Source organism: Brevundimonas sp. UBA4553, from assembly GCF_002387245.1.
Classification (GTDB): Bacteria; Pseudomonadota; Alphaproteobacteria; order Caulobacterales; family Caulobacteraceae; genus Brevundimonas.
Window position 1 is genome coordinate 213,945 of sequence record NZ_DGLD01000002.1, and the last position, 18,574, is coordinate 232,518.

Consider the following 18,574-nt stretch of genomic DNA (forward strand, 5'->3'; position numbering starts at 1 on the left):
TCCCGTGCTTCGTTAACCGCATCCGCAAACCACGTGTTGAGACGCCGCGTCTATAGCCAAGCCATGTATCAAGAGCCGCTAGGAGCCGATCTCGCCAACGCCCCGCCCGACCGGCGGGCGCGGCCGCGTCGTCCGTTCCGGCAGAGGCGCAGACCTGAGGAACGCGTCCGCATCCTGGGCGAGACCGTGGACCTGATGCGCCCCGAGGAGGTCCTGCTGCATATCGAGCGCTGCGTCGAGGCGTGCGCGCGCAGCATCATCGCCAACCACAACCTGCACAGCCTCTACCTGCTGCCGCGCACGCCGGGGATGCGGCGGCTCTACGATATGGCGGACGTGGTCGAGCTGGATTCCACGCCGCTGATCCACTTCACGCGGCTGCTGGGCCTGCACAGCCGCCCCTTCCATCGCTGCACCTATCTGGACTGGCGCGATCAGTTCTGGAGCATGGCGAACCGCAAGGGCTGGCGTGTCCTCTATGTAGGGGGCGCAGAGGGCGTGGCGACGAGCGCCGCCGAACGGCTGAGCGCACGTTATCCGGGCGCGGTGATCAAGGGATTGTCCGGCTATTTCGACGCTACGCCGGGCTCGGCGGGCAATGCTGCGGTTCTGGCCGACGCGCGCGACTTCCAGCCCAGCATTCTCTTTGTCGGCATGGGCATGCCGCGACAGGAGCTGTGGATCGCCGACAACATCGAGGCCCTACCCGAAGCCGTCATCCTGCCGGTCGGCGCCGCCTTTGATTATGAGGCTGGCGTCCAGCAGGCGGCGCCACGCTGGATGGGGCGGATGGGCGTCGAATGGCTGTTCCGCCTGTTCGCCGACCCGAAACGCCTGTTCACCCGCTACTGCGTCGAGCCCTGGTTCCTGATCGGCCCAGCCATGGGCGACGTGCGCGCAGCGATGCAGCGACGCAAGCGCTGATATTTTTCCTCCTCACGCGTGGGGAGGGGGACCGCGGAGCGGTGGAGGGGCGATGCGCTAGGCTCAACCGAGCCCCTCCGTCTCGTCGGCTTCGCCGCCGATCCACCTCCCCATGAAGTGAGGAGGAGAAACCCGTTCTACGCCGCCACGATCTGCTCGGCCTGGTTCAGGTTGACGCTGACCAGCTGGCTCATGCCGCGCTCGGGCATGGTGACGCCGTACAGGCGGTCCATCCGGCTCATGGTCACCGGGTTGTGGGTGATGACGATGAAGCGGGTGTCGGTGCGGCTGCGCATCTCGTGCAGCATCCGGCAGAAGCGGTCCACGTTGGCGTCGTCCAGCGGCGCGTCCACCTCGTCCAGCACGCAGACGGGCGCCGGATTGGCCAGGAAGACGCCGAAGATCAGCGCCGCCGCCGTCAGGGCCTGCTCGCCGCCCGACATCAGGCTCATGACCGACAGGCGCTTGCCGGGCGGGCAGGCGTAGATTTCCAGACCGGCCTCCAGGGGATCGTCGCTCTCGACCAGCTTCAGCTCGGCCTGACCGCCGCCGAACAGGGCTTCGAACAGGGCCTTGAAGTTGGCGTTGATGACGTCGAACGCCGCCACCAGCCGCTCGCGGCCCTCAGCGTTCAATTCGTCGATGCCGTCGCGCAGCTTGGCGATCGCCTGGGTCAGGTCGATGCGCTCCGACTTCATGGCGCCCAGGCGCTCGTCATATTCAGCGGCCTCCTCCTCGGCGCGCAGGTTGACGGCGCCCAGAGCCTCGCGCTCGCGCTCCAGCCCCGTCAGCAGGCTTTCGGCGCCGGCGGTGTCCGGTGGGCGGGCGATGGCGTCGTCGATCAGCTTCTGGCCCAGTTCGTCCGGCGACATCTGCGCCGTCTCGCGGACGTTGGCCTCGGCCTCGGCCAGACGCTCGCTCGCGGCCTCGGCGCGGGCGGCGAGCCCAGCGCGGGCCTCGCGCGCGGCTCCGGCGGCGGCCTCGGCGGCGCGGCTGGCGCGGTCGCTTTCGCCAGCTGTGCTTTCGGCCAACGACAGGGCTTCTGCCGAGGCGCTCTTGCGCGCCTCGGCGGCGATCAGGGCGTCCATCAAGGTCCCGCGCTGCTCGGCGAAGCCCTGCGGCGCGATCTCGGCCTGTTTCAACAGGGCGGCGGTCTTGTCGGCGTCCTTGCCCAGGGCGGCGACGCGGGCGGCGCTCTCTTTCGACCGACCGGCCCAGCCCTCGTGGGCGCGGCTCAGGCTGCCTAGCCGCTGTTCGCGTCCGGCGCGGTCGCGGGCTTCCTCGTCCCGGGTCGAGCGGGCGGTCTGGGCCGCCTGCCGCGCGGCGTCAGCTGAGACACGGGCGGCGGCCAGTTCGTCGCGTAGCCCGGCGATGGTTTCCGACGGCGCCTCGACCGACTGCGCGGCCTCCAGCGCGGCCTTGGCTTCGGCCACCTCGCCGTCCAGCCGGGCGACGGTCTCGTCCAGCGCCTGGGCGCGGGCTTCGCGTCGGGTCTGGTCGCGCATCAGGCTTTCGACCCGATCACGAGCAGCGGTCACCGCCTTGTCGGCGGCGAAGGGCTTGAGGCGGGCGGTCTTCACCGTCTCTTCCGACGCACGGAAGGCTTCGGTCGCGGTCTTCAGAGCCGTCTGTGCAGCCTCCAGCGCGGGCTTGCCGGTGTCGATCTCGGCTTCCAGCTCGGCCAACCGCCTGCGCTGGGCCAGACGTACGGCGGCGGGACGCGGGGCCTCGGCGCGGCTGACGAAGCCGTCCCAGCGATAGAGATCGCCCTCCACCGTCACCAGGCGGGCGCCGGTCGGCAGGGCCTTGGCGAGGGCTGCGATCCGCTCTTTGGGCGCAACGCCGCACAGGGCCAGACGCGCGGCCAGTTCAGCGGGCGCGGTCACATGGGCGGCCAGCGGCGTCACGCCTTCTGGCCAGACTGGGGAGGGCGCGTCGGCCCCGGCCCAGTGGGCGGCGGCGCGGGCGTCCAGCGCGGCGTCCAGATCGTCGCCCAGAGCCGCAGCCAGCGCGGCCTCAAAACCCTTGGCCGCAGACACCTTGTCCAGAGCGGGCGGGTGGTCGCGCTTGCCGGTGACCAGCAGTTGCGCCAGTCCCCGCGCCTCGGTCTGCAACCGACCCAGACGGTCCTCAGCGGCGCGAGCCGCCGTGCGGGCCTCGGCCTCGACGCGGGCCAGATCGCCGCGCGCGGCCTCGGCGGCCTCGACGGCTTCGCGGGCGGCGACCAGTTCCGCCTGAGCCGCCTCAAGCGCGGTGCGGGCCTGGGCCAGTTCCGGGGTCTCGATGGGGCCGAGAGCCTCGCGTTCGCGTTTGGCCTGATCGTGCTGACCGACGACGCGGGCCAGACGCGCCTCGGCGTCGCGCTTCCTCGCGCTCTCGGCGTTGGCGCGGGCCTCGACGGCGGCCAGGGTCCCGGCAAGGCGTTCGACCTCGGCGTCGGCTGCCTTTCGGGCGTCCTCGGCGGTCAGCAGGGCCTTTTCCAGTTCCGGGCCGCGCTCGGGCGCGGCGGCGATCTCGGCCTTCAGCTTCGTCAGTTCGTGGTCCAGCCGGTCCAGTTCGCGTTTCGCGTCGGCGGCCATCCGCTCTTCACGCTCGACGTCGGCGGCTATCCGGGCTGCCTCGGCCTTCAGCCGGTCGACTTCGGCGCGGGCGGCCTGTTCCGCCATGTCGAGGCGGTCGCGCTCCAGCGTGGCTCGGTGCAGCAGGGCGCCGGCCACGGCGTCTTCCTCGCGCGCCGGCTTCATCGCCTCCTGCGCCTTCATGGCGTCGGCCTCGGCCTTGCCCGCTGCGGCGCCGGCCTCGGCTACCGCGCGGTCGGCGTCGCGCAGTTCCTGGGCCGCGACTTCCGCCGCAGTCTTGGCGTCGTTCCAGCGCACATAGAGCAGGGCGGCCTGCAGGGCGCGGATCTCGGCCGAAATCTTCTTGTACTTCTCGGCCTGCCGCGCCTCGCGCTTCAGCCGGTTCAGCGCCGTCTCCAGTTCCCGTCCGATGTCGTCCAGCCGGTCCAGATTGGTCTCGGCGGCTTTCAGGCGCAGTTCGGCCTCATGACGGCGGGTGTGCAGGCCGGCCACGCCGCCGGCCTCTTCCAGAATCCGGCGTCGGTTCTGCGGCTTGGCTGCGATCAGTTCCGAAATCTGGCCCTGACGCACCAGGGCCGGACTGTTGGCTCCGGTCGAGGCGTCGGCGAACAGCAGCTGGACGTCGCGGGCGCGGACCTCCTTGCCGTTGATCCGATAGGTCGAGCCCTGACCCCGGTCGATGCGGCGCGAGACCTCTAGAACGGGGCTGTCTGTAAAGGGCTGGGGCGCGCGCTTCTGGGCGTTGTCGATGGTCAGCACGACTTCGGCGTGGCTGCGCGGCGGACGCCCCGCAGCGCCGGCGAAGATGACGTCGTCCATGCCCTGGCCGCGCATGGCCTTGGCCGAGTTGGCGCCCATGACCCAACGCAGGCTTTCCAGCACGTTGGACTTGCCGCAACCGTTCGGCCCGACCACCCCGGTCAGGCCGGACTCGATCTGGACTTCCGCCGCGTCGACGAAGGATTTGAAGCCGACGAGCTTCAGTCTCTGAAATTGCATTGGCGGGGTGTCAGCGGCCCTTGATCAGCGGGTCGATGGCCGCCGACAGGGTTTCCAGCGAGTGGTCGGCCATGCGCCGGCCGTTGACGAAGAAGGTCGGCGTGCCGTCGACGCCGGCGGCGATGGCGCTCTCCACGTCCTCTTGCAGGGCCTTCTGCGTCTGGGGATCAGCGAGGCAGGCGTCGATCTGCGCCTCGGTGCGGCCGCTGACGCCGACGGCGCCCACGTACCAATCGCGCGCATTTCCGCTGGCGAAGGCGGCGGCCTGACCCGCCATGAAGTGACGCGCGACGTCGAAGAAGCGGTCCGGCGCCGCGCAGCGCGCGATGGCGGCGGCGGTGGCGGCGACCTGGGCCGGCTGTGTCGGCAGATCGCGGAACACCAGCTTGACCTTGCCGGTGTCGATGTAGCGCGCCTTGAACGTCGGCATGACGTCGTTCGTCCAAGCGGCGCAGTGGCTGCAGGTGAAGGAGGCGTACTCGATCACCGTGACCGGCGCGTCGGCGCTGCCTAGCACCCGGTCTGCGGCGGTCACCACCGGCACGGCGGCCACCGTTGAGGTGGTCGCCATGGCGGACGGGGTGTCGGCGGCGAAGGCGGCAGGCGCGGCGGCCAGAACAGCCCCGCTCATGGCCAGGGTCGTCAGGGTTCTGAACATGTCCGATCGCGCCTGCATCGTCGTTTACTTGGCCAGTTCGGCGTCGATGGCTTCAGACAGGCCCGACAGGCTGCTGTCCAGCACCTTGGTGCCATTGACCAGGAAGGTCGGGGTGCCGGTCACGCCGGCGTCGATGCCGGCCTTGATACGGTTGCTCATTTCCTCGATGGCGGCCTTGTCGCTGATGCAGGCCTCGGTCTGCTCCTGGCTCAGGCCTGCGGCGGCGGCGGCGCGGAACAGGGTGGTGCGCGGCGCGACGCCCGCCACCCACTCCTTCTGGCTGGCCATGATGTCGTGGACGACGTCGAAATACTTGTCGGGGCCGGCGCAGCGCGCGATCAGGAAGCCGGCGACGGCGATGTCCTGTGGCGGGGTCGGGAATTCGCGGAAGACGTAGCGGACCTTCTTGGTGTCCACATACTTGGTCTTGAACTCGGGCCAGACCTCCTCGTTCCAGACGGCGCAGTGGCCGCAGGTGACCGAGGCGTACTCGATGACCGTGACCTTGGCGTCTTCGCCAGCGCCCATGCCCATGTCGCCCTGGGCGGCGGCGCCGCCCTTGGCGGTGCAGCCGGCGACGGTGGCCATCGCGGCCAGCGCGGCGGCGGTCAGGGCCGCGCGGCGGCTCATCGAAGCGTAACGGAACGTAGCCATGGATCGTCCTTGGGCGAGAGTGTGACTCAAAAGGATGGCGCGATTCCCTGAGGCGCGCGCGATCCGCTTAGTTGTCGAGAACAGGTGCGGCGAAGGTTTGTCAACGGCGCTGGCTTTCCGGAGGCTGCGACAGCACCGCGCGTCCGAGCTTGCGCAAGGCGGCTTTCAGCCCATCCGGCGCGTTTTCGACGGAGGCGGCCAACTCCGTTTCGACCGAGGCCGGCAGGGGAGGCAGGACCATCTTGCCGCGCGCCCGGGGCTTGGCGCCGGCCACGGGCAGGGGCTTCACCGGCCCTTGGGCGATGCGCAGCCGCTCGACCGATCCGGCGCCGAGAAACAGGTTCACCCGCTGAATGATGTCTTCCGACTGATGCTGCACCAGCAGGGCGGCGGGACCGGCCACGCGCAGCTCCAGCGTGCCGCCGGCGGTCCCCCGGCCCTTGGTCAGCTTCTGGGGGCGGGTGACGCGCGCCAGGCGCTCGCCGACAATCTCGACCCAGCGCGGCTCCAGGGCGCCGGCGCCGCGTCCGAACTGGGCGTCCAGCTTCTTGATCAGCGGGGCCAGTGACCGGCCAGCCGGGGGCGGCGGGCGCAATTGCGGGCGCGTCCGGCGTCTGGCCAGGATTTCGCGGGCTTCGCTTTCGGTGGGCAGAGGACGACGCATTCGTCCTATATACCGCGACCCATGCCTGACGTCTCTTCCCTCCGCGCCGCCCTGCTTGATTGGTACGACGCCCATGCGCGGAGCCTGCCGTGGCGCGCGCCGCCGGGAAGCGCGACCCGCACGGACCCCTACCGGGTCTGGCTGTCCGAGGTCATGCTGCAACAGACGACAGTGCCGCACGCCGCCCCCTATTTCGAACGCTTCACGACGCGCTGGCCGACGGTCAGCGATCTGGCGGCGGTCGAGGACGGCGACCTGATGGCCGCCTGGGCGGGGCTGGGCTACTACGCCCGCGCGCGCAACCTGCTGGCCTGCGCCCGCGCCGTGGCCCGCGATCATGGCGGGGTGTTTCCCGATCAGGAGGCGGCGCTGCTGGCCCTGCCGGGGGTGGGCGCCTACACCGCCGCCGCCGTGGCGGCCATCGCCTTTGACCGACCGGCGAATGTCGTCGACGGCAATGTCGAGCGGGTCATGAGCCGCCTGTTCGCCGTCGAGACGCCGCTACCCGCCGCCAGGCCGGAACTGACGCGTCTGGCGGCCCTTTTCGTCAGCGATGACCGCCCCGGCGACTGGCCTCAGGCCCTGATGGACCTTGGCTCGGGCGTCTGCCGCCCCAAGTCGCCGTCCTGCGACCTCTGTCCGCTGGCGTTCGGCTGCGAGGCGTTGAAGACCGGCGAACCGGGCCGCTATCCGCTGAAGGCGAAGAAGGCCGAGCGCCCGCACCGTCTGGGCCACGCCTTCGTCCTGCGCGACGCCAGAGGGCGGATTGGTCTGGTGCGCCGACCGGACAAGGGGCTTCTGGGCGGCATGGTCGGGTTGCCCACCTCGGACTGGAGCGCATCGCCTGCGTTTCAGCCTCCGGTCGCCGCCGACTGGACCCAGGCGGGCGCGGTCGATCACGTCTTCACCCATTTCACGCTGACCCTGACCGTTCACGCCGGCGTGGGGGAAGGCGACTTCCTGTGGATGGACGCGCAGGAAGCGCTGGCCGCCCTGCCGACGGTGTTCAGGAAGGCGCTTGAGCGCGGCCTGGCGATCTAGCCCGTCACCCTCAGATTGACGATGCCGCTGCGTTCACGCGGCATGACGACGACCTGGCCGTCCAGCCTCTGGAAATGCAGGTCGATGATCCCGTCGCCGACCTGCAGCCGCGTGACGGACAGGCGATCCACGCCCGGCGGCAGGGTGGGGTCGGCCACCTCAACCAACTGCTCGTTGGCGTCGATCGACAGACCCAGCGCGGCCTGCAACATCAGGAAGACCGAGCCCGCCGCCCAGGCCTGGGGCAGGCAGGCGACCGGATAGGCGATGGGCGGCTCGCCCGTCTCGCGGATGAAGCCGCAGAACAGCTCCGGCAGGCGCAGCTGGAAATGGGCGGCCGCGCCATAAATCTCGCCCAGCAGCATGGCCACCGCCCGCCGCTCGCCGTAGCCCGCCATGCCCGCCGCCGCCATCGCCGTGTCGTGCGGCCAGACCGAGCCGTTGTGATAGCTCATCGGATTGAAGCGGGCCTGCCCCTTGGCCAGGGTCCGCAGCCCCCAGCCTGAGCGGAACTCCGCCGTCAGCATCCGGCGGGTCACCAGCCGGGCCCGTTCGGGCGACGGCAGACCGCTGAACAACAGGTGCCCGGCGTTTGAGCCGACCGCACGCATCTGTTTGCCGTCGCCGTCCAGCGCCACGGCGTAGAAGTTCTGATCCTCCATCCAGAACCGGTCCTCGACCAGCTTGCGCACGGTTTCGGCTCGCGCCCGCCAGTGGTCGGCCCGGTCGTCGCCCATGCGCCCGCCCATCTCGGCCAGGGCCGTCCAGGCGGCGAAGGCGTAGCCCTGCACCTCCAGCAGCGCGACAGGGCCCTTGGGAAAGCGGCCGTCGGTGTCGAAGATGGAGTCCTCGCTGTCCTTCCATCCCTGATTGGAAAGCCCGGTTTCGGCGCCCCGCGCATAGTCGATCAGGCCGTCGCCGTTGCTGTCGCCATAGTCGCTCATCCACCCCGCGGCCGCGATCAGGTTGGGCCATAGGGCGCGGATCGTGTCGAAATCCCCTGTGCGTCTGGCGTAGGCGCCCGCCAGGGCGATGAACAGGCAGGTGGTGTCGACCCCGCCGTAGTAAAGGCCGAAGGGCACCTCGCCGAGGACCGACATCTCGCCGCCGCGCGTCTCGTGCATGATCTTGCCGGGCGCGGAATCCATGAAGGCGTCGACCTCGGTCGCCTGCCGCGAGGCCAGGTAGGTCAGGACGCCGCGGGCCAGGCTGGGGTCGACCCACAGCATCTGCCAGGCGGTGATGATCCCGTCTCGCCCGAACGGGGTCGAGAACCATGGCACCCCGGCATAGGGATAAGGGCCGGTCGGCAGGTCGGTGGTCAGCAGCGCGACGTCCGTCCGCGATTGGGTCAGCCAGTCGTTGATCCGCGGATCGCGGGGCGCTCGCACGCTGGCGCCGCGTCGCAGCCTGCGACGAATGGCCAGTCGCGCCTGGACGGCGTTCAGCCGCCAGCGGTCCTTGTCCGGCGTGTCGCAAACATCGACGCTGCATTCGATGTAGAGGTCCAGCTTCTTGCTTTTGGGCAGGCTGAACATGAACTCGGCCCGGTTTTCGCTCAGTCGCGCAGGGGGCTCCGAAAACGAAAGGCAACTGGTCCGCACGGTGTCGTCCAGCCCGGTATAGCGAAACGTGACGCGGCGACCGTCCATGACCGGCGGGTGAATGGTCCCGCGGCGCTTTCGGGGCGTGCCGCGCACCTGAAAGATGTCGGCGAAGTCGGCCCCGAATTCAAAGGCCAGCGGCAGCAGGATGTCCTCGATGCCGTGGTTGACCATGCGCACCCGCTCGAACAGCCGCTTGTCCCAGAGGAAACGCCTGCGCTCCAGATGCAGCACGCCCGCCGGCGCCGAGCGTCCGCCCATCGGCGGCAGCGGGCGATTGGTCGAGTGGCAGGTGAAGAAGACATTGTCTTCCGTCACGCCGGAACTGAGCCGCGACGGCCGCGCCCGCCCGACGGTCAGGACGAAATGCGACAACAGTCGGGTGTCGCGGTCGAACAGTCCGTCGGCCCCGCTTTTCACGTCGCCCCAGTGGTCCGCCACCAGAAAGGTGTCGGCGTCCTTCAGGGCCATCAGCGTTTCGAGACCGTCCTGGTCGTTGGTATCGGCGGCCGTGGTCTGGACCGAATAGGCGTCGTCCATGGTCTGCCTCGTTTCAGCGCGCTTATCCCCCCCTGAGAGAAATGGTCGAAGGCAGGAAGGGTTCAGCGGGAATACCTCCCGCAATCGCAAAGCTGCGCTCCTCGTTGGCGACGCGGGGCGGCGCCCGAACCCCGTCGAGGACGTGGGCGGCGTAAGGCCGTCGGGCCAGCAGGTCGCCGTAGACGTCGAGATAGCGTCGCGCCATCGCCGTGGCGGAGAAGCGCAGGTCGAACCGCGCCCGGATCGCTTCTCGGTCCAGACGGTGCGCCTGCTCGGCGGCGGCGACCGCCTGTTCCACCGTATCGACCAGGAAGCCGGTCGCGCCGTCTTCAATGATCTCGGGCGTCGATCCGCAGCGGAATGCGACCACGGGCGTGCCGCAGGCGATCGCCTCGATCATCACCAGGCCGAACGGCTCGGGCCAGTCGATGGGGAAGAGCAAAGCCTCCGCGCCGCCCAGGAAGGCGGACTTCTGATCGTCGCCGATCTCGCCGATGTATTCGACCAGGGGATGAGCGTCGATCATCGGCTTGATGACCGTGTCCCAATAGGCCTTGTCGGCAGCATCGACCTTGGCCGCCATCTTCAACGGCTTGCCGAGCCGCTTGGCGATCTCGATGGCGCGGTCAGGCCGCTTCTCCGGCGAGATGCGGCCGAGAAAGGCGAGGTAGCCCTGCGACGTCGGCGAAAACCGGTAGAGATCGCCGGGCATCCCATGATGCACCGTGGCCTTCCAGTTGGCGTACGGCAACGGGCGACGCTGGTCGTCGGAGATGGAGACCAGTCCGAACTCCGACCAGCGCTCATAGACGCCCGGCAGGTCCTTCAGGTCGAGCCGTCCATGCAGGGTGGTGAGGGTCTTGTCCGCCAAATCCCGGAAGAAGGGGAACTGGATCAGGTCGGTGTGGAAATGGATGACGTCGAAGTCGTCGGCGCGATCCAGAACCTCGGCCAGCAGGGTCATGTGCGCGGCCATGTCGGATTTGAGCGGCGCCGGGTCCAGCCGGATGGCCTGATCCCGCACGGCGACCAGCCTCGCCCGCGTCTCGGCGTCGGCGCTGGCGAACAGGGTGACGTCGTGACCCAGTTCGACCAGGGCGTCGGTCAGGTGGGCGACCACCCTTTCCGTTCCGCCGTAGAGGCGCGGGGGCACCGCCTCGTACAAGGGGGTCACCTGTGCGATCTTCATGTGCTGGCTCCAGCGCCCCCGATGGAGCACTGGAGTCGTCAACACGGGCTGCCGGTCGAAGTTCCAGCGTTGCCGGAACGATAAAATATCAGCTCGGCCGACGGCTTACCGCAGGTGCGAACGGGCGCGCCCTATTGCATCCCGGCGCGGATTTCGGTGCGCAGGGCGTCGATGGGTTTCAGGCCGGTGTCGGTCTTGAAGCGCCAGTAGGTCCAGCCGTTGCAGGCCGGGGCGTTTTCCAGCAGGGCGCCCAGCTTGTGGATCGAGCCGGTCATGGACCCGGACACCAGCGAGCCGTCGGCGCGGACACGGGCCTCGTGGTCGCCCTTGGGGCAGTAGAGCTTGTCGCCGGGGGCCAGCAGGCCCGCTTCGACCAGGGCGCCGAACGGCACCTTGGGTTCGGCCCGCTTGGAAGTCGTGACGACCAGGTCCTCGGGCGCGGCGGGGATGACCGCCTTGATGCGCTTCTCGGCGACCTTGGCGTAGCCCTCGTCGCGCTCGATGCCGATGAAGCGACGGCCCAGACGCTTGGCCGCGGCGCCCGTGGTGCCGGTGCCGAAGAAGGGATCCAGAATGACGTCGCCGACGCGGCTGGCCGACAGGATGACCCGGTGCAGCAGGGCTTCGGGCTTCTGGGTGGGGTGAGCCTTGTCGCCGTTCTCGTCCTTCAGGCGCTCGGCGCCGGTGCACAGGGCCAGGGTCCAGTCCGAACGCATCTGGGTGTCTTCATTGAAGGCCTTCAGCGCGTCGTAGTTGAAGGTGTACCGCTTCTGCTCGCGCGACTTGGCGGCCCAGATCAGGGTCTCATGGGCGTTGGTGAAGCGGGTGCCCTTGAAGTTCGGCATCGGGTTGGACTTGCGCCAGATGATGTCGTTCAGCACCCAGAAACCCAGGTCCTGCATCGCCGAGCCAAGTCGGAAGATGTTGTGGTAGCTGCCGATGACCCAGAGCGAGCCCTCGTCCTTCAGCACGCGGCGGCACTCGGTCAGCCAGGCGCGGGTGAAGGCGTCATAGGCGGCGAAGCTGTCGAACTTGTCCCATTCGTCATCGACCGCGTCGACCTTGGAATTGTCGGGACGCAGCAGGTCGCCGCCCAGCTGCAGGTTATAGGGCGGGTCGGCGAAGACCATGTCCACCGACTTGTCCGGCAGGCCTTTCAGCACCTCGATGCAGTCGCCACGCAGGATGACGTCGGTCTTCAACTCGGACATGGAATAAGCGGCCCCGGACAGATGAGGCGCTTATGGTGAATCCTTACGGTTAAGGCGGAGTAACCAGACTTAAGAACCCGACGGACCGAGAGAATCTCTCGGTCGGCAAAGATGGTGCAAATCGCAGGCTGTCTGAGCTATGAGGCGAAGATGATCGCACGCCTTCGCCCCGTTCCGTTCGCCCTAGGGCCTGTCCACTTCGTCGGTATCGGCGGCATCGGCATGAGCGGCATCGCCGAGATCATGCTGAAGATCGGCTATCAGGTGTCCGGATCGGACGCCAAGGCCAGCGCCAACACCGAGCGGCTGGAGCGCCTGGGCGCCCGCATCTACATCGGCCACGACGCCGCCCATGTGACCGAGGGCGTCTCTGCGGTGGTGTATTCCACCGCGGTCAAGGCGGCGAACCCCGAACTGGTCGTGGCGCGAGAGCGCCGCATCCCCCTGGTCCGCCGGGCCGAGATGCTGGCCGAGCTGATGCGTCTGCAGTTCTCGATCGGCGTGGGCGGCACCCACGGCAAGACCACGACGACCTCGATGGTTGCGGCCCTGCTGGACGCGGCGGGTCTGGACCCTACGGTGGTCAACGGCGGCATCATCAACGCCTACGGCACCAACGCCAAGGTGGGCGAGGGCGACTGGATCGTGGTCGAGGCCGACGAGAGCGACGGCAGCTTCCTGCGCCTGAAGTGCACGGTCGCCATCATCACCAATATCGACCCGGAACACCTGGATCACTACGGCGACTTTGACGCGGTCAAGAAGGCCTTCTGCGACTTCATCGAGGACATCCCCTTCTACGGTTTCGGCGTGGTCTGCCTGGACCATCCGGAAGTGCAGAAGCTGGCGGCCCAGATCGATAACCGCCGCCTTGTGACCTACGGCTTGAACCCGCAGGCCATGGTTCGCGCCGAGAACGTGCAGATGTCGCCCGACGGCGCCCGCTTCGACGTGGTGGTGCAGGGGCAGGGTTTGGCTGCGCTGGACGAGCCGACGCGGATCGAGGGCCTCTATCTGCCCATGGCCGGCTGGCACAATGTCTCCAATTCGCTGGCCGCCATTGCTGTGGCGCGGGAGCTGGGCGTGGACGACGACGCCCTGCGCGCCGGTCTGGCCGGCTTCGGCGGGGTAAAGCGCCGCTTCACCACCACGGGCGTGGTCGGCGGCGTGCGCGTCATCGACGACTACGGCCACCATCCTGTCGAGATCGCCGCCGTGCTGAAAGCCGCGCGCCAAGTCGTCCAGTCCGCCGAGAACCCCGGCCGCGTCATCGCCGTGGTCCAGCCGCACCGCTACACCCGACTGCGCGACCTGATGGAGGACTTCTCCACCTGCTTCGCCGACGCTGACAGCGTTCTGGTCGCCGACGTCTATCCGGCGGGCGAACAGCCGATCGAGGGCGTCGACAAGCACGCCCTGGCCGAGGGCATCCGCCGCTACGGTCATCGTCAGGTCGCCGCCCTGGAAAACGCCGCCGTCCTGCCGCGCGTCATCAAGGATGAAGCCAGGCCGGGCGATTTGGTCGTCCTGCTGGGCGCCGGCGACATCACCAGCTGGGCCTACGCCCTGCCGGCGCAACTTGAGGCCCTGGGTTGATCGACGCACCGTCGCTGCCTGATTTCTGCGCCGAGATGCAGCGGCTGGCCGGGGTCATCGGGGCCAGGCCGGAATTGCTTCCCGATTACGGCGCTCATGATCGAGGGGGGCTTCGGATCGAACTGGAAGGCGGCGTCTTTTTGCTCACCTATAGCGAGAAGGGCGTGACGGATGTCCTTGCTCGGAGCGCTGACGCGGACGCCGTTATGGAGCAGGTGTTTGTGCAAATCACAGAGCGCATGGCGGTTGAGGACCGATCGTCCGAAGCGCCAGTCATGGAGCCCCAGAACTTCAGCACGCCTTCAATTGGCGAGGTGCGAGCAGCTGCCATGCAACTCCAGAACGACAGCGGACTGATCAAGCTTAGATTGATGGCTCTGCTCAATGCTGAATGGGGCCGTCGGCAAGCCGAGCGGAATGCTGCGCGTGCACTGGAAATCCAACACTTCTTCAACGGGAGCCGCCCTTGACCATCACCCTCCCGACCGTGCGCGGCAAGCTGCTGCTGAATGAGCCGCTGGGGCCCTACACCTGGTTCCGCGTCGGAGGGGCGGCGGACGCCCTGTTCATTCCGGCGGACGCCGAGGATCTGGCTGACTTCCTGAAGGTCCTGCCGGAAAGCGTGCCTGTCACCATCATCGGCGTCGGCTCCAACCTGATCGTGCGCGACGGCGGGGTCGAGGGCGTGGTCATTCGTCTGGCCGGGCGCGCGTTCGCCGCCATCACGACCGAGGGCGAGACCATCACCACGGGCGCGGGCGCGCTGGACTCCATGGTGGCCAAGGCCTCGGCCAAGGCGGGCATCGCAGGACTGGAGTTCTACGCCGGCATCCCCGGCACCATCGGCGGCGCCCTGACCATGAACGCTGGCTGCTATGGTTCGGAGACGAAGGATGTTCTGGTCTCGGCCTGGGGCCTGACGCGTCAGGGTGAGCGGATCGAGCTGACGCTGGCCGACTTCGGCTACACCTATCGCCATTCCAACGCCCCGGCGGGCGTCATCTGGATGGAGGCGACCTATCGCGGGACATCTGACGCGCCCGAGGCCGTGGCCGCCCGCATCAACGAGATCACCAGCCGCCGCGAAACGACCCAGCCGATCCGTGAAAAGACCGGCGGCTCGACCTTTAAGAACCCCGAAGGCCATTCCTCGTGGAAGCTGGTCGACGAGGCCGGCTGGCGCGGCAAGCTGCACGCCGAAACCGGGGGCGGGGCCAAGTTCAGCGAGTTGCACTCCAACTTCATGATCAACCCGGGCGAGGCCACCGCCGCCGACATCGAAGGTCTGGGCGAGGCCGTCCGCGCCGACGTGCTGGCCAAGACCGGCGTCCAACTGGACTGGGAAATCAAGCGCATCGGCCGCAAGTAAGGCCCTTCTTCCCTTGTGGGAGGAGGTGGCCCGTCAGGGCCGGATGAGGGGTGTCGGCGTGACATTTCCATCCAATCGACAACCCAGCATCCGCGCACACCTTATCCGTCTTGCTCCGCAGCCCCCTTCTCCCTCAAGGGGATGGAGAAAGGGCGACGAATTCCCCGCCCGTCCCGCTATCGTTTCCAACCGGTTAACCGTATTCAGGGCATAGGGGCGGGCTAGTAGTCGGATCGTCCCATGCGCGCGCCCCTGAACACCCTTCATGTCGCTGTCCTGATGGGCGGCCTGTCGTCGGAACGCGAGGTCTCGCTGTCGTCCGGTCGCGGCTGCGCCGATGCTCTGGAGGGGCAGGTCGCCAAGGTCACGCGCGTCGACGCCGGCCGCGATCTGGCCCAGGTCCTGACCGCCCTGAAACCCGACGTCGTCTTCAACGCCCTGCACGGCGAATGGGGCGAAGACGGTTGCGTCCAGGGCATCCTCGAGACCCTGCGCCTTCCCTATACCCACTCTGGCGTCCTGGCCTCTGCCCTGGCCATGGACAAGGACAAGTCCAAGGCCGTGCTGCGCGCGGCGGGCGTGGTCGTTCCCGGCGGCGGCCTGTTCGACCGCAAGGCGGTGGCGGCGGGCCACGTCATTGCGCCCCCCTATGTCATCAAGCCGAACGCCGAAGGATCATCCGTCGGCGTCTATGTCATCCAGCCGGGCGACGCCCCCTGCGCCATCGTCGGCGACGACAGCTGGACCTATGGCGATCTTGTCATGGTCGAACCCTTCATCGCGGGCAAGGAACTGGCCGTCACGGTTCTGGGCGAAGCTGGCGGCCCGCGCGCCCTGACTGTCACCGACATCACCCCGACCAAGGGCTTCTACGACTATGAGGCCAAGTATGCGCCGGGCGGCTCCAAGCACGTCCTGCCTGCCGAACTGCCCGCCCACGTCTTCGAGAAGGCCCTGCGTCAGTCTGAACTGGCCCACACGGCCATGGGCTGCCGCGGCGTGTCGCGATCCGACTTCCGTTATGACGATGTTAACGACGTTCTCGTTCTTCTGGAGGTCAACACCCAGCCCGGCATGACGCCGACCTCACTCAGTCCCGAGCAGGCGGCCTATGTCGGAATGGCGTATCGTGATCTGGTTCGGTGGATGGTGGAGGACGCCTCATGCCCGCGGTAGTGCGTGGCGGTCGGCGACAAGGTTCGACGAAGGGCAGGGGCCCCCAGAAGGGCTCGCGGAACGCCCCGGCCACGCCGGGCAAGGTCGCCGCTATCGGTCGACTGGACCTGTCGCCACGGGCCGTCATGATCTCGATCGTGGCGGGCGTCGTGGTGCTGGGCGGGGTCCTGGCCACCGGGGCGCGGGCCGAGCGCATCTCCAGTTCGGTGTCCAGTCGCTTCGACAGCGTGACCTCCAGCATGGGGCTGAAGGTCAAGCAGGTCCACGTCACCGGGGCATCGCCGGAGGCCAAGGGGGCGATCCAGCAGGCCGTCGGCGTCAGCGCCGACCAGCCCATCGTCAGTCTGGATCTGAACGCTGTGCGCGACCGGGTGCAGGCGGTCGGCTGGGTCAAGGAGGCGCGTGTGGTGCGCCTGTTGCCCGACACCCTGATCGTCGACGTCAAGGAACACGATCGTCTGGCCGTCTGGCAGACCGCCGGCCACGCCTATGTCATCGACAGCGGCGGCAAGGTCATTCAGGGCGCCGACGCCGGCCGCTATCCCAAGCTGCCGCTGGTGGTGGGCAAGGGCGCGGACCAGACCGCGTCTGAAATCCTGCCGCTTCTGGCCCAGCGCCCGCGCCTGATGGCGCGCATCGAGGCCCTGGTCCGGGTGGACGAGCGCCGCTGGGACCTGCGTCTCAAGGATGGCAGCCTGATCCAGTTGCCCGCCGTCGATCAGGACAGCGCCCTGATCCGCCTCGACGCGCTGGACCAGCGCGAACGCCTTCTCGATCTGGGCTTCGCCCGGGTCGATCTCCGCACGCCCGAGGAGGTCGCCGTCCGGCCCTCCGAAGGCGCCGTCTGAACCGAACACCCAGGACACGATCAACATGGCCGGACGCAGCCGAGACACGAACACGGATCAAGCCAAGGGCGCCCCGCGCGCTCCGGCCGTGGCCGCGCTCGACCTGGGCCAGTCCAAGGTCGCCTGCTTCATCATGAAGCCCGAGGGCGTGCGCCATGCCGACCGCACCATCCGCGTCGCGGGCGCCAGCCACGTCCAGTCGCGCGGCGTGCGCGGCGGGGCCATCGTCAACATGGACGAGGCGGCCCAGGCCATCGGTCATGCGGTTGAGCGCGCCGAACGCGCCGCCGGCTCCCCCGTCTCCGGCGTCATCGTCACCACGGCCATCGGTCAGATGGCCAGCCACCGGGTCCAGGCCCGCGTCTCGCTCGGCGCCCATCCGATCAGCGACGGCGACCTGGCCCGCGCCATCGGCATGGCCTTGGCCCAGATCCGTCTGCCTAACCGCCGCCCCATCCACGTCCTGCCCATCGCCTGGTCGGTGGACGGGGCGCGCGGCGTCCATGATCCGCGCTCGATGCGTGGCGGCTCTCTGGGGCTGGACCTGCTGGTCGTCTCCATGTCCGAAGGCTCGTTCGGCGCCCTCAGCCATTGCCTCGAACTGGCTCACCTTGATCTGCAAGGCGTCGCCGCCGCCCCCGTCGTCTCATCGCTCGCCGCGCTGGAAGAGGACGAGATGGAGCTGGGCAGCGTCTGCATCGACATGGGCGGCGGTTCGACCTCGGCGGCCGTCTGGGGCGGGCGCAGCCTGCTGCACATCGAATCGCTGAACGTCGGCGGCGATCACGTCACCGCCGACATCGCGCGCGGCCTGTCGACCTCCAAGGTCGGCGCCGAACGCCTGAAGACCCTGCACGGCTCGGCCATGGCCTCGGCTAACGAGGACCGCGAGATGCTGGAGGCCCCGCCGCGCGGCGAGGACCCGTCCGCCGGCCCCGTCATCGTCCCGCGCGCCATGCTCAAGACCGTCATCGCTCCGCGCGTCGAGGAAACCCTTGAACTGCTGCGCGACCGGCTCAAGCACGCGGGCGTCGGCATGGACCCGGGGGCGGGCATCGTCCTGACCGGCGGCGCCAGCCAGTTGAACGGCGTGCGTGAACTGGCTGTGCGCGTCTTCGACCGCCCGGTCCGCCTGGGCAAGCCGCAACGTGCGCCCCACCTGGCCGACGCCGCCTCCGGCCCGGCCTTCTGCTCGGCCTCGGGCGTCCTGCTGCGCGCCGCCTACGGCCCGCGCGAAGCGGTCTCCGCCCGCAAGCTGATGTCCCGTCAGATCACCGCCGCCGACGCCCCCAAGGTGCACCGCGGCGGCATGGTGGCCCGCGCCGCCGGCTGGTTGCGCGACAACCTCTGAGTGTCGACGAGAGCGCTGTCGCCTGCGACAAGGCGAAGCGCCCCGGCTCATTTGAGCCCGATTTCGCCACACAATGTCCGATAAGCCGTTGTGGAAATGTCGCGTTTCCTCGCCTATTGCGCATGATTTGTGCGCCACACGGGGAAATAACGGAATGATCTGTGATCGAAG

General features: G+C 68.6%; 15 protein-coding genes. 8 read left to right on the forward strand and 7 right to left on the reverse strand.

Annotated elements, in window-relative coordinates:
- Positions 1-33: 33 nt before the first annotated feature.
- Positions 34-924 (forward strand): WecB/TagA/CpsF family glycosyltransferase, encoded by an 891-nt coding sequence (locus tag B4A39_RS02435; protein WP_292032880.1) that lies wholly within the window; start codon positions 34-36, stop codon positions 922-924.
- A gap of 137 nt (positions 925-1,061) precedes the next feature.
- Here the strand turns inward: B4A39_RS02435 and smc are convergent, their stop codons facing one another.
- From smc to B4A39_RS02455, 4 genes are all read right to left on the reverse strand, one after another.
- The gene (gene smc, locus B4A39_RS02440) at positions 1,062-4,502 is read right to left on the reverse strand and encodes a chromosome segregation protein SMC (RefSeq protein WP_292032882.1); all 3,441 of its coding nucleotides are present in this window, start codon (positions 4,500-4,502) and stop codon (positions 1,062-1,064) included.
- A gap of 10 nt (positions 4,503-4,512) precedes the next feature.
- Positions 4,513-5,160, reverse strand: coding sequence for a thioredoxin domain-containing protein (locus B4A39_RS02445; RefSeq protein ID WP_292032884.1), 648 nt, complete (start codon positions 5,158-5,160; stop codon positions 4,513-4,515).
- A 24-nt stretch (positions 5,161-5,184) separates the two neighbouring features.
- Positions 5,185-5,814, reverse strand: a complete 630-nt coding sequence (locus B4A39_RS02450) for a DsbA family protein (RefSeq protein WP_292032886.1) — start codon at positions 5,812-5,814, stop codon at positions 5,185-5,187.
- 100 nt (positions 5,815-5,914) lie between these two features.
- A complete protein-coding gene (locus tag B4A39_RS02455) occupies positions 5,915-6,478 on the reverse strand; it encodes a DUF721 domain-containing protein (protein ID WP_292032888.1) in 564 nt (187 codons plus the stop codon).
- A gap of 21 nt (positions 6,479-6,499) precedes the next feature.
- Here B4A39_RS02455 and mutY point away from each other — a divergent pair, with 21 nt between their 5' ends.
- Positions 6,500-7,519, forward strand: coding sequence for an A/G-specific adenine glycosylase (gene mutY, locus B4A39_RS02460; protein ID WP_292032890.1), 1,020 nt, complete (start codon positions 6,500-6,502; stop codon positions 7,517-7,519).
- Here the strand turns inward: mutY and B4A39_RS02465 are convergent.
- The 3 genes from B4A39_RS02465 to B4A39_RS02475 all read right to left on the reverse strand — a co-directional run bounded on the left by B4A39_RS02465 (position 7,516) and on the right by B4A39_RS02475 (position 12,063).
- On the reverse strand, positions 7,516-9,663 hold the full coding sequence (locus tag B4A39_RS02465) for an amylo-alpha-1,6-glucosidase (protein WP_292032891.1): 2,148 nt from the start codon (positions 9,661-9,663) through the stop codon (positions 7,516-7,518). The genes mutY and B4A39_RS02465 overlap by 4 nt on opposite strands.
- Before the next feature lie 22 nt (positions 9,664-9,685).
- Positions 9,686-10,852: a glycosyltransferase family 4 protein gene (locus B4A39_RS02470; protein ID WP_292032892.1), complete on the reverse strand. Its 1,167-nt coding sequence runs from the start codon at positions 10,850-10,852 to the stop codon at positions 9,686-9,688.
- A 131-nt stretch (positions 10,853-10,983) separates the two neighbouring features.
- Positions 10,984-12,063: a site-specific DNA-methyltransferase gene (locus B4A39_RS02475; protein WP_292032893.1), complete on the reverse strand. Its 1,080-nt coding sequence runs from the start codon at positions 12,061-12,063 to the stop codon at positions 10,984-10,986.
- Positions 12,064-12,213: 150 nt separating this feature from the next.
- On the opposite strand from B4A39_RS02475, the gene murC reads away from it, so the two are divergent.
- The 6 genes from murC (at position 12,214) to ftsA (ending at position 18,403) form a co-directional block, all read left to right on the forward strand.
- Positions 12,214-13,659 carry a UDP-N-acetylmuramate--L-alanine ligase gene (gene murC / locus B4A39_RS02480; RefSeq protein WP_292032896.1) on the forward strand — a complete coding sequence of 482 codons (1,446 nt, stop codon included), beginning with the start codon at positions 12,214-12,216 and terminating at the stop codon, positions 13,657-13,659.
- Complete coding sequence (locus B4A39_RS02485) at positions 13,656-14,129, forward strand: hypothetical protein (protein ID WP_292032898.1); 474 nt, start codon at positions 13,656-13,658, stop codon at positions 14,127-14,129. The genes murC and B4A39_RS02485 overlap by 4 nt, the downstream gene beginning before the upstream one ends.
- Positions 14,126-15,028, forward strand: a complete 903-nt coding sequence (murB, locus tag B4A39_RS02490) for a UDP-N-acetylmuramate dehydrogenase (RefSeq protein WP_292032900.1) — start codon at positions 14,126-14,128, stop codon at positions 15,026-15,028. The genes B4A39_RS02485 and murB overlap by 4 nt, the downstream gene beginning before the upstream one ends.
- A 240-nt stretch (positions 15,029-15,268) precedes the next feature.
- Positions 15,269-16,204, forward strand: a complete 936-nt coding sequence (locus tag B4A39_RS02495) for a D-alanine--D-alanine ligase (RefSeq protein ID WP_292032902.1) — start codon at positions 15,269-15,271, stop codon at positions 16,202-16,204.
- Entirely contained in the window at positions 16,192-17,052 is an 861-nt protein-coding gene (locus B4A39_RS02500) for a cell division protein FtsQ/DivIB (RefSeq protein ID WP_292032904.1), read from the forward strand. The genes B4A39_RS02495 and B4A39_RS02500 overlap by 13 nt, the downstream gene beginning before the upstream one ends.
- Positions 17,053-17,077: 25 nt before the next feature.
- Positions 17,078-18,403, forward strand: a complete 1,326-nt coding sequence (gene ftsA / locus B4A39_RS02505) for a cell division protein FtsA (RefSeq protein WP_105563928.1) — start codon at positions 17,078-17,080, stop codon at positions 18,401-18,403.
- The last annotated feature ends 171 nt before the right edge of the window (positions 18,404-18,574 follow it).